The following is an 11,231-nucleotide window of genomic DNA, read 5'->3' as shown; positions in this document are numbered from 1 at the left end:
AAGCGTCCCAGAAAAACGAAACCCCGCGAAAATGCGGGGTTCGTCAGCAGTCTGAGCGCCCCTCGGGGGCGCTTTTTCAGGAAACCACTACCAAATCAGAATACCTGACGCAGGATAACGGTTTCATTGCGGTCCGGACCGGTCGAGATGATATCGATCGGCGCACCAACCAACTCCTCGATCCGCGCAATGTAAGCGCGTGCCGCCGCCGGCAGACCTTCAACGGTCTTGATACCCAGCGTCGACTCATGCCAGCCCGGCATATCTTCGTAAACCGGCTCCAGACCGATGTAGCTATCTGCATCGGTCGGCGCATCAACAACATCGCCCGCCTCGTTACGATAACCAACACAGATGCGGATAACATCCAGACCATCAAGCACATCCAGCTTGGTCAGACACAGGCCACTGATGCTATTGATCTCGATTGCGCGACGCAGGATAACGGCATCGAACCAGCCGCAGCGACGCGCCCGCCCAGTAGTCGAACCAAACTCATGACCACGCTCGGCCAGACGGCTACCCACATCATCAAACAACTCAGTCGGGAACGGACCGGAGCCAACACGGGTGGTGTAGGCCTTGGTGATACCCAGAACATAATCCAGATACAGCGGCCCAAAACCCGAACCGGTTGCAGTACCACCAGCAGTAGTATTGGAACTGGTAACAAACGGATAGGTACCGTGGTCAATATCCAGCAATGAGCCCTGAGCACCTTCAAACATGATGTTCGCACCCTCGCGGCGCAACTCATGCAGGCGAGCAGTCACATCAGTCATCAGCGGAGCAAGCCACTCGGCATACTCCATCGCCTCATCCAGCGTTTTCTGGAAGTCGATCGGCTCAACCTTGTAGTAATGCTGCAGCGCGAAGTTGTGATAATCCAGCACCTCACCCAACTTGGCAGCAAAGCGCTCACGATGGAACAGGTCAGCAACGCGCAGACCGCGACGAGAAACCTTGTCTTCATAGGCAGGGCCGATACCACGCCCGGTAGTGCCAATCTTTGCCTCACCACGCGCCTTTTCACGCGCCTGATCCAGCGCAACGTGATACGGCAGGATCAGCGGACACGCCGGACTGATGCGCAGACGCTCGCGAACCGGGACACCCTTGGCCTCCAGCTCGGTCAACTCTTTCAGCAGCGCCTCTGGCGACAGCACCACGCCGTTGCCGATAAAGCACTGGACGTTGTCACGCAGAATCCCGGAAGGAATCAGGTGCAGCACAGTTTTCTCGCCATCAATTACCAGCGTGTGGCCAGCGTTATGACCGCCCTGATAACGAACGACCGCAGCAACCTGATCAGTCAGCAGATCGACGATCTTACCCTTGCCTTCATCGCCCCACTGGGTCCCCAGGATGACAACATTCTTACCCATGTTCAGCCCATGCCTCACTAGAAATGAAATGACCTTGCGGCCCTGTAATCACGAATTCAGTTCGACTACCTGCCAGCTACCAGCCGAATAGGCCAGCCGCCGACTACAGCCGTGTTGCGCCGCATCGGAGTCACCCTGCCCCGGCAGCGCGACAATAACCCGCTCACCCTGCGCCCGCAGTGTGGCAACAACATCTTGCAGATCCGACTCCGCGCTATGCGGCGCCCAGATTGCAGCAGGCAGGTCAGCACCAATAATCTGTCCACGCTGAACCAAAAAGCGCAAATCAGTAGAAAACCCGGTGGCCGGACGCGCACGACCAAAGTCGCGGCCGATGTCATCATAACGACCGCCCTGGGCAACACTTTGACCAATTCCCGGCACGAAAGCCGCGAAAACCACACCCGTGTGGTAATGATAGCCACGCAATTCACCCAGGTCGAAGTACAGCGGGATGTCCGGATAACGACGCGCCAGAACCTGAGCGACCTCCGCCAGATCATCGAGCGCAGCCATAACCGACTCCGGCGCCCCATCCAGCAGGGCGTGAGCGCGATCAAGCACCTCAACACCACCAGACAACTCGACCAGACTGCACAGCATAGCCCCGACAGACGACTGCTGCAGGTCACCAACCAGCGCAGCCACTTCATCCGAAGCCTTGCGCTGCAACGCATCAAACAAAGCCCGCTCGGTGGCGTCATCCAGATTCGCCGCCTGAACCAGGCCGCGATAGATACCGACATGACCGATATCCAGATGAACACCCTCAACCTGGCAGACCTTCAGCGTCTCAAGCATCAAGGAGATGACCTCGATATCGCTGGCGCTCGAGGCATCACCGTACAACTCTGCACCCAGCTGAATCAGGCTGCGAGAGGTAGACAAGGGACGCGGCAGAGTATGCAGCACACTGCCGCAGTAGCAGAGCCGGGAAGGCCCTTCGGCGCCCAAGGTGTGAGCATCAATACGCGCAACCTGCGGGGTGATGTCAGCCCGCAAGCCAAGCATGCGACCAGACATCTGATCCGTCATCTTGAACGTCTGCAGATCAAGATCATGACCGGCGCCGGTCAACAGGGATTCGAGATATTCGATATGCGGGGTGATGACCAGGTCATAGCCCCAACAGGAGAACAGATCCAGCAACTGCCGACGGGCTGCCTCGATACGTGCCGCCTCGCGGGGCAACACCTCGTCGATGCCATCGGGCAGCAACCAGCGATCTACAGTAGGCATTTTCAGAACCTTTCATACAGGGTGGCAATGGGACGGGCTGCCGCCCAGCCCGAATCACGCCACCTGGCGAACCAGATACAGACACAGGGTACCGAGCAACATACTGGCCAGACCTGCCAGTCGCACCTGACGCGCATTCAGGTCACCGATACCACTCATCATTCGTTGCCAGCGCTCGGGCATCAGAAAAGGCAGAATCCCCTCAAGCACCAGCACCAGACACAGCGCGGTAAGAATCTCCTGCCACATGCCAACCTCTTCAGCGCCGACCCGCCAGCCATAGGGCGTAGAGCGGTCACAAAAAAGCCGGGATTTCCCGGCTGCGCAAGTGTAACACGTTTTCTACGCCAGACACCCGGGGCATTCAACCCATTTAATGCCCCGGCAGACAGAAAAACGGGCCACCTTGCGGGCGACCCGTTTATCTTAAACCCAGGGGCCAGATCAGCGCTTGATCGGACCACCCTGCATGTACTTGAAGAACTCACTCTCCGGATCCAGCACCAACATGTCAGACCGGTCTGCGAAGCTCTCGCGGTAGGCCTGCAAGCTGCGAGTGAACGAGTAGAATTCAGGATCCTTATTGTAGACCTCAGCATAGATTGCCGCAGCTTTCGCATCGCCATCACCGCGAATCTTTTCAGACTCACGAAACGCCTCAGCGACAATTACACGCTGCTGGCGATCTGCATCGGCGCGAATCCCCTCAGCCAACTCGGCACCCTTGGCGCGATGCTCACGAGCCTCACGCTCACGCTCGGTGCTCATGCGATCAAACACGCTGCGGTTAACCTCGGCCGGCAGGTCGATTGCCTTGACCCGCACATCCACCACTTCAATACCCAGCTCACGACGCGCACTCTCATCCAGCGTTGCAGTGATATCTGCCATCAGCTGGTCACGTTCACCGGAAACCACCTCGTGCAGAGTACGACGCGCCACCTCGTTGCGCAGTCCTGACTCGAGCTGACGGGACAACCGCTCTTCTGCAATTGCCCGCAAACCAGAGGTCGCCGTGTAGAAACGCTGGACATCCGCGATCCGCCACTTGGCATAGGAGTCGACCATCAAGGCCTTCTTCTCCAAGGTCAAATAACGCTGGGTAGCGGTGTCGAGCGTGAGCAGGCGCCCATCAAAGATCTGCGCTTCCTGCACAAATGGCAGTTTGAAGTGCAAGCCCGGCGCAACATCGCTCTCAACCACCTTACCGAACTGCAGCACGATGGCACGCTCGGTCTGATTGACCACAAAGAACCCGTTCCAACCGACGATGACCACCGCCAGCAGAACAATCAAACCCATCAGAGACTTGTTACTCATCAGCGAGACTCCCTGGAACGCAGATCGCGCTGCTGCGAAGAGGTTGAACGACTGGCAGAGTCACTCTGCGACGCTGACGGCAGCCCGGAAGAACTACCTGCCGATGAAGCAGAGCCAGCGCCCTGCCCGATCATCTTGTCGAGCGGCAGATACAACAGGTTGTTACTGCCCTCACCACCAGACACCAGAACCTTGCTAGTGCTACTCAGCACGTCTTGCATGGCATCCAGATACAGACGCTCACGCAGCACACCCGGCGCAGCCTGATACTGCTCCAGCAGCAAATCAAAGCGTTTGGCCTCACCCTCTGCTCGAGCGATCACTTCGTCGTGATAACCATTGGCCTCTTCCAGCATACGCTGGGCACGACCACGAGCCTCAGGAATAACGCCATTGGCATAGGCTTCGGCCTGGTTGCGGGCACGCACTTCGTCTTCCTTGGCACGAATAACGTCATCGAATGCATCCTGCACCTCAGCTGGTGCTTGAGCGTTCTCGATGTTCACCTGGGTCACCGTAATGCCAGTGTTATACGCATCCAGATAACGTTGCAGCCGCTCCGTCACCTCGACGGCCATCTGCTCGCGACCCTCGGTCAGCACCTGGTGCATCGGCGTAGAGCCCACTACATGACGAACCGCACTCTCGGTAGCGTGGCGCAGACTGGTTTCCGGATCCTCGACCTTGAGGACGAAGTTTTCCAGATTGGAAATCCGGTACTGAATAGCAACCGGCACTTCGACGATGTTCTCGTCCTCGGTCAGCATCTGACCCTGCTGCCGGTAGGAGCGCACCTGGGTTACGTTACGCTGGAACTTTCTCTCCACAGGCGGGAAATACAGATGCAGGCCGGGGCCAACCGTACGATGGTATTCACCGAAGCGAAGGACAACCGCCTGCTCCTGCTCGTTCACCATGTATACAGCCTTGAACGCCCAGAAGCCGAGAACGATGACCAGCGCCAACCCCCAAAACCAACCCGGGATACCAGCACTGCCGTTGCCACCGCGATCGGAACCACCGTTGCCGCTTCGCTTACTCGAGCCGAACAGGTTATTCAGGCTGTCCTGCAGCTTACGCAGCGCCTCATCCAGATCCGGCGGCCCTTGCTTGCCGCCGCGATTGCCGCCGCTACCCCAAGGGTCCTGGTCGTTTGAATTATTGCCGCCACCAGGCTCATTCCAGGCCATAGCGTTCTCCGTTGTCTGTAACGTTCAAGGTCCGGGAGATGCCCCGAAACCGGGTGCCATCCTACCGTAAACCATGCGACGGACGCGAACCACGCCCACGCACTTTCATTGCAAAGTATGTTGCTGCAGAAACTGCTCTGGCTGCCAGCCCTCGCGCTTGAGCAAACGATTGAAATCACTACGCTGCAGGCGCACATCCAGCTGCGGCCGCCCATCCTCGCATACCGATTCGCTCAGCACCGCCCCAACAGCATAGAACTGCGCACGCAGCCGCGCCTCGGTATAACCCAGTACAATTTGCTCATGTACCACATCATCACCAACGCGCTCTGCGATAGCCTGACGCAGCAAATCCAGCCCCAACCCTTTTTGGGCAGAAATCCAGACGCGCACTGCGACACCGTCTTCGTTACGCTGAATCTGAGGCTCAAAGCCTTCCAACAAGTCGATCTTGTTGTAGACCTCCAGCATGGGCAATTCGATCGCACCGATCTCACCCAACACAGCATGAACCTGTTCCATATTCGACTCGCGCTCATCGTCTGCGGCATCAATCACGTGCAGCAGCAGATCGGCCTGACTGGATTCCTCCAGCGTCGCGCGAAACGCCTCAACCAGCTTGTGCGGCAAATGACGAATAAAGCCCACAGTATCGGCCAGAATGACCGGCCCCACATCATCAAGCTCGATACGGCGCAGGGTCGGGTCAAGGGTCGCGAACAACTGATCGGCCGCGTACACCTCGGATGTAGTAAGGGTATTGAACAGCGTGGACTTGCCCGCATTGGTGTAGCCGACCAGCGAAACCACGGGGATCTCGGCACGGCGACGAGAGCGGCGCGCCTGGTCTCGCTGGCTGCGAACCTTTTCCAGGCGTTTGGTAATTTGCTTGATGCGGACACGAAGCAAACGACGGTCAGTTTCCAACTGGGTTTCACCGGGGCCGCGCAGACCAATACCGCCCTTCTGACGCTCCAGGTGAGTCCAACCGCGAACCAGGCGCGTGCTCAGGTGGTCAAGCTGAGCCAACTCGACCTGCAACTTGCCTTCATGAGTGCGCGCACGCTGCGCAAAGATATCGAGGATCAGGCCGGTGCGGTCAATCACGCGACACTCAAGCTCACGCTCAAGATTGCGCTCTTGGCTCGGTGTCAGGGTGTGATTGAAAATAACAACATCACCCTCGCTGGCCTTGACCAGCGCTCGCAATTCCTCGACCTTGCCTGGGCCGATCAGGAATCGCGGCGTCGGCTTGTGACGCGAGATGGTAAGGAAGCCTGCGTTTTCAGCTCCGGCAGACCGCACCAGCTCGATAAATTCGTGCTGATCTTCCCGGCGCTGTTCATCTACACCTTCAAGGTGAACGAGGATGGCACGCTCACCCCCTTCGTGACGCTCAAAAAACAATCAGGCCCCCTGCATCATCAGGAATTGCCGGCCTCAGCTTCATCTGCACCAGGCTGAGTCGGCAGGCGTACCGGGCGACCCGGGACGACGGTAGAAATTGCATGCTTGTAGACCATTTGGCTGACAGTGTTCTTCAGCAAAATGACAAACTGGTCAAAAGATTCAATCTGGCCCTGCAGCTTGATGCCGTTGACCAGATAGATGGATACCGGAACACGTTCCTTGCGCAGAACGTTCAGGTAAGGGTCTTGTAGAGAATGCCCTTTTGACATTGCCTCACTCCTTTCATGGAAACCGTATAGTTTTACGCATCATAACAATGCAATTTGGCCGGCCTGTCCATTATCCGAAAGACGAGCAGGCATGTACTGCGCACAGACTGGGGCTGGCGGAAGCGTCAAAGCTATATTGCGACGGCTTCCAGCACTTTCAAGGCCCGCTCAAACCTTTTCGGATCAAGACTGTCGAGCCATTCAATCGGCGCATGCCAGCCACGCAACCATGTAAACTGCCGCTTGGCCAACTGACGTGTCGCGATAACCCCTCGCTCGCGCATCTGGTCATAATCAAGCCGACCTTCCAGATAATCCCAGACCTGTCGGTAACCGACCGCACGAATGGAGGGCATACTGACATCCAGATCCCCTCTCGCATGCAACGCTTCGACCTCGGAAATCAGCCCTTGTTGCAACATCAGCGAAAAACGCTCGGCAATTCGTTGATGAAGGACCGAGCGCTCCTGCGGTGCGACCGCCAGATAGCGCACAGTATAAGGTAAAACACCGCTCTCCGGCGCCTGCCCTGAGGCTTTTTCTGCATGCTGGCGCCGGTGCCATTCACTCAGTGTAATACCACTACTGAGAAATACCTCATACGCCCGCTGAATACGTTGCGGATCATTGCGATGAATGCGCGCCCCCGCCTCAGGGTCTACCGCTGCCATGGCCGCATGAACAGCCTCCCAGCCTTGCTCCCGGGCCATTTTCTCGATTCGCTCGCGCACCGCTGCATCAGCCGACGGCATGGCCGCCAACCCACCGGTCAAGGCCTTGAAGTAGAGCATGGTGCCACCAACCAGAACCGGCACTTTGCCTCGCGCCGTAATATCCCGCATCAATGCCAGCGCATCATCACGAAAGCGCGCGGCCGAATAGGGCTCGGCGGGATCCAGAATATCAATCAGATGATGCGGATAACGCTGCAAGGTCTCCGCGTCAGGCTTGGCCGCGCCGATATTCATGCCCCGGTAGACCAGCACCGAGTCGACACTGACCAATTCGCAGGGAAAGCGGTCATACAGATGCATCGCAAGATCGGTCTTGCCGGAGGCCGTGGGGCCCATGAGGCAGATCACCGGCGGACGCTCGGCCGACGCCGGGGTATCCAGCTGACTCATACTCAACGCCCCCGCAGGAACAGCTTGTCCAGCTCGGCCATGCTCAGCTGGGTCCAGGTCGGGCGACCATGGTTACACTGCCCGCTGCGCTCGGTCTGTTCCATATCACGTAGCAGCCCGTTCATTTCTGCCAGCGTGAGACGCCGATTGGCCCGCACCGCTCCATGGCAAGCCATGGTGGCGAGCAACTCGTTGAGATGCGCCTGAATGCGGTCGCTGCTGCCATACTCGAGCAAATCACTCAGCACATCGCGCACCAGCTGTTCCGCGTCTGCCTGTCGCAACAGAGCCGGAACCTCACGAATCGCTAGCGACTCAGGGCCCATGCGCTGCAGGGACATTCCCAGACGGGTAAACCATTCGGCATGCTCATCAGCACAGTCGGCCTCGCGCTGACTAACCGCCAGCGTTTCCGGCACCAGCAGCGGCTGACTGCGCAACCCCTCCTGATCCATCGCCAACTTCAACCGCTCGTAGGTGATGCGCTCGTGGGCAGCATGCATGTCCACCACAACCAGACCGGTCGCATTCTCGGAGAGAATGTAGACACCGTGAAGTTGTGCAACCGCATAACCAAGCGGAGGAATTTGTTCGTCTTTGCCGGCCTCTGGCAGACCTGCGCCAGCAGTAGCACTGCCATACAGGCCCGCGTAAGCCGCACCTGCAGCTGACGGCGGCCGTGATTGAAACTGAGGTGATGCCGACGCACTGCCGGCATCCCAGACTGCAGACGGCTCATTCAGCGACATCCGCTGTTGCCCCGAGAAAACACCCGCATCTATGCCACTTACGGCAGGCTGAGCCTGCACCGGATTTAACGCAGGAGCAGCGACCGCATCGCCGGCCTCCCCTGCCGCCTGGTCACCCGGACGCTGGTCTGCCAACGCACGGTACAGCGTACTGAAGAGAAAATCGTGAACCATGCGCCCGTCACGGAAGCGCACCTCGTGCTTGGTCGGATGCACATTCACATCCACCACAGCCGGGTCCAGCTCCATAAACAGTACAAAGGTTGGATGACGACCGTTAAACAGTACATCGCGATAGGCTTGCCGCACAGCGTGCACCACCAGCTTGTCGCGAATCATCCGACCATTGACAAAGAAATACTGCAGATCAGCCTGGCTACGCGAAAACGTCGGTAACCCCACCCAACCCCAGAGACGCAAACCACTGCGCTCATGATCGATAAAGCGCGACTGCTCTACAAACGCCGGACCACAGACCGTTGCAACGCGACGACGCGCTTCCTGCTCGGTGCGCGCGGGCGGCAAGCTGAACACTGGCCGGCCGTTATGACGCAAGTTGAACCCTACATCAAAGCGCGATAACGCCAGACGCTTAACCACCTCTTCAAGATGGGAAAACTCAGTTTTTTCGGTGCGCAAGAATTTGCGTCGGGCCGGCGTATTGAAGAACAGGTCACGCACCTCGACGGTGGTTCCCTGAGGGTGCGCCGCCGGTCGTACATTGGGCGCCATATCGCGCCCCTCCGTCTCGACCTGCCAGGCTTGGTCAGCCCCGGCCGGACAGGAGGTCAGAGTCAGCCTCGATACCGAGCTGACGGAAGCCAGTGCTTCGCCACGAAAACCGAGGGTCGCAACCTTCTCCAGATCGTCCAGGTCGCGGATCTTGCTGGTCGCGTGACGAGACAGCGCCAGCGGCAAATCGTCCTGCTCGATCCCGGAGCCGTCATCACGCACGCGCAGCAGCTTGACACCAGCCTGCTCCACATCAATATCGACACGCTTAGCCCCCGCATCAAGGCTGTTTTCAAGCAACTCCTTGATTACCGAGGCAGGACGCTCAACAACCTCACCAGCCGCGATCTGGTTAGCCAGACGCGGGCTCAACAATTGAATTCGGGACATATCAGCGTTCGTTCTGGACCAGCATACTGCTGGCCGGCACTTTAAGTACCTGGCCAACTCGAATCTGATCAGTAGAAAGGTCATTGGCCGCGCGCAAACTTGCCAGCGAGACCTGATAGATGTTCGCGATCATGGACAAACTGTCGCCGCGCCGCACTGTATGCTCGCGTGGGCCTTGCGCCAACTGACCGCTCGCCTTCAGGGCAGCAATCCGCGTACCGGGCGGTGGGTTGCGATGGAAGTACCCCTTCAAACCGGTGTAGATCGCGCGCGCCATGGCCTGCTGGTGGCTACGCGTAACCAGTTTGCGCGCCTCGCCCGGATTCGAGATAAACCCGGTTTCGACCAGAATCGAGGGGATATCCGGGGATTTCAGCACCATAAAACCGGCCTGCTCCACCCGTGACTTGTGCAAACGATTGACCTGACCAACCGAGGACAAGACCTGCTGCCCGACATCAAGGCTGGCTGACAGGGTCGCCGTCATCGACAAGTCCAGCAGCACGCTGGCCAATACCTGATCCTTATTGTCCAGGCTCACGCCACCCACACCGCCAATAAGGTCCGAGCGGTTCTCCCGGTCAGCCAGCAGTCTTGCGGTCTCGGAGGTCGCTCCACGGTCAGACAGCGCAAACACCGACGCACCGTTGGCGCTGGCACGGGTAAAGGCGTCTGCATGGATTGACACAAACAGGTCGGCGTTGTGCTGTCGGGCAATCTCGGTACGCCGGCGCAGCGGAATGAAGTAATCCCCGGTGCGCACCAGCTCAGCACGAAAACCGGGCTCAGCGTCGATCAAACGCTTGAGATCACGGGCGATAGCCAGCACAACTTCTTTTTCACGCGCACCGCCATGACCAATAGCGCCAGGATCTTCGCCACCATGACCAGCGTCGATTGCCACCACAATATCGCGTGTACCGGCCTCAGTCGCTGAGCGGGTTGGCGTCTGCGGCAGCGGACTGGCCGTTGGTGCCGCGGGCTGCGGCAGAGAAGCGCCAGCGCGCGCCTGATCATACAAATCGATAACCAGGCGATCGCCATATTGCTGGTTGGGCGGCAGCACGAAGCTCTTCGGATTGACTTGCTCGGACAGATCCAGCACCACCCGCAGCCCGTCGCCATCACGCGGTGCCGCGCGCAGACCACGCAATGGCGTATTCTCAAGCGGCAGCGCACTGGTGTCTGCTACCAGACGTGCATTACTGATATCGATAACAATGCGTTCGGGATTGGACAGCGTGAACAAGGTGTGCTCAGCCGGACCGCTGAGATCGAACACCAGCCGCGTATTATCTGGTGCCCGCCAAAGGCGCACACTCTTGATGTCAGCAGCCTGAATAAAGGACGAAAGTAGGCTCAAGAGCAGCAGCACCCCGCCCGGCCCAAACCGACGGCCCTTCCTTCCGCTCATGCGCATCAC

10 protein-coding genes are annotated in these 11,231 nt (G+C 58.5%); all 10 read right to left on the bottom strand.

What is annotated here, in order from left to right; all coding sequences use genetic code 11:
* Positions 1-95 precede the first annotated feature (95 nt).
* Positions 96-1,385, bottom strand: coding sequence for an adenylosuccinate synthase (locus AAFM31_RS10555; RefSeq protein ID WP_341707884.1), 1,290 nt, complete (start codon positions 1,383-1,385; stop codon positions 96-98).
* 48 nt (positions 1,386-1,433) lie between these two features.
* The gene (locus AAFM31_RS10550) at positions 1,434-2,624 is read right to left on the bottom strand and encodes an ATP phosphoribosyltransferase regulatory subunit (protein ID WP_341707883.1); all 1,191 of its coding nucleotides are present in this window, start codon (positions 2,622-2,624) and stop codon (positions 1,434-1,436) included.
* Between the two features lie 54 nt (positions 2,625-2,678).
* Positions 2,679-2,873, bottom strand: a complete 195-nt coding sequence (locus AAFM31_RS10545; protein WP_341707882.1) for a DUF2065 family protein — start codon at positions 2,871-2,873, stop codon at positions 2,679-2,681.
* 195 nt (positions 2,874-3,068) lie between these two features.
* Positions 3,069-3,944, bottom strand: coding sequence for a protease modulator HflC (gene hflC / locus AAFM31_RS10540; protein ID WP_341707881.1), 876 nt, complete (start codon positions 3,942-3,944; stop codon positions 3,069-3,071).
* On the bottom strand, positions 3,944-5,134 hold the full coding sequence (gene hflK, locus AAFM31_RS10535; protein ID WP_341707880.1) for an FtsH protease activity modulator HflK: 1,191 nt from the start codon (positions 5,132-5,134) through the stop codon (positions 3,944-3,946). Before hflK ends, hflC begins: the two co-directional genes overlap by 1 nt.
* Positions 5,135-5,239: 105 nt before the next feature.
* Positions 5,240-6,541, bottom strand: a complete 1,302-nt coding sequence (hflX, locus tag AAFM31_RS10530; RefSeq protein ID WP_341707879.1) for a ribosome rescue GTPase HflX — start codon at positions 6,539-6,541, stop codon at positions 5,240-5,242.
* 17 nt (positions 6,542-6,558) lie between these two features.
* Positions 6,559-6,813, bottom strand: coding sequence for an RNA chaperone Hfq (gene hfq / locus AAFM31_RS10525; protein ID WP_104737297.1), 255 nt, complete (start codon positions 6,811-6,813; stop codon positions 6,559-6,561).
* 131 nt (positions 6,814-6,944) lie between these two features.
* Positions 6,945-7,937, bottom strand: coding sequence for a tRNA (adenosine(37)-N6)-dimethylallyltransferase MiaA (gene miaA, locus AAFM31_RS10520; protein ID WP_341707878.1), 993 nt, complete (start codon positions 7,935-7,937; stop codon positions 6,945-6,947).
* A gap of 2 nt (positions 7,938-7,939) precedes the next feature.
* Entirely contained in the window at positions 7,940-9,808 is a 1,869-nt protein-coding gene (mutL, locus tag AAFM31_RS10515; RefSeq protein ID WP_341707877.1) for a DNA mismatch repair endonuclease MutL, read from the bottom strand.
* Position 9,809: 1 nt separating this feature from the next.
* Positions 9,810-11,222 carry an N-acetylmuramoyl-L-alanine amidase gene (locus AAFM31_RS10510; RefSeq protein WP_341707876.1) on the bottom strand — a complete coding sequence of 471 codons (1,413 nt, stop codon included), beginning with the start codon at positions 11,220-11,222 and terminating at the stop codon, positions 9,810-9,812.
* Positions 11,223-11,231 lie beyond the last annotated feature (9 nt).

The organism is Halopseudomonas sp. (assembly GCF_038130085.1).
Lineage (GTDB): Bacteria > Pseudomonadota > Gammaproteobacteria > Pseudomonadales > Pseudomonadaceae > Halopseudomonas.
This window is presented reverse-complemented; position numbering and strand designations above follow the sequence as displayed.